This window comes from Streptomyces sp. STR69 (assembly GCF_024519455.1).
Classification (GTDB): Bacteria; Actinomycetota; Actinomycetes; order Streptomycetales; family Streptomycetaceae; genus Streptomyces.
In genome coordinates, this window is record NZ_JALJRY010000103.1 from 1 (window position 1) to 547 (window position 547).

2 protein-coding genes are annotated in these 547 nt (G+C 69.5%); both read right to left on the reverse strand.

Translation table 11 applies throughout. From position 1 onward, the window contains the following. The coding region (locus tag OC490_RS49145) for an NAD(P)-binding domain-containing protein (RefSeq protein WP_262064569.1) at window positions 1-385 on the reverse strand (385 nt) is incomplete at its 3' end. Window position 386: 1 nt separating this feature from the next. Then, window positions 387-547: hypothetical protein (locus tag OC490_RS49150; RefSeq protein ID WP_262064570.1), on the reverse strand; the 161-nt coding region annotated here is incomplete at its 5' end.

Below are 547 nucleotides of genomic sequence, written 5' to 3' on the forward strand. Positions count from 1 at the left end.
CGCCGCCGACCATCAGCGCGTAGCCGTTCTTCAGGCCCCACACACCGCCGGAGACGCCCGCGTCGACGAAGCCGATGCCCTTGGCGCCCAGCTCCTCGGCGTGCTTCTCGTCGTCCGTCCAGCGCGAGTTGCCGCCGTCGACCACCGTGTCACCGGGCTGGAGCAGCTCGCCCAGCTCGTCGACGACCGACTGGGTCGGGGCGCCGGCCGGGACCATCACCCAGACCGTGCGCGGCGCTTCGAGCTTGTCGACCAGTTCGGCCAGGTCGCTCACGTCGGAGATCTCGGGGTTGCGGTCGTATCCGATGACGGTGTGGCCCGCGCGGCGGATGCGCTCGCGCATGTTGCCGCCCATCTTGCCGAGGCCGATCAGTCCGAGCTGCATGTCAGTTCACTTCCTGGGAATTCTGCGCGTTACGAAGAGTCCGGTAGGTCGCCACGAGCGCGGCGGTGGAGGAGTCGAGACCGGGCACGTCCGCGCCTTCGGTCAGGGCGGGTTCGACGCGCTTGGCGAGGACCTTGCCCAGTTCGACGCCCCACTGGTCGA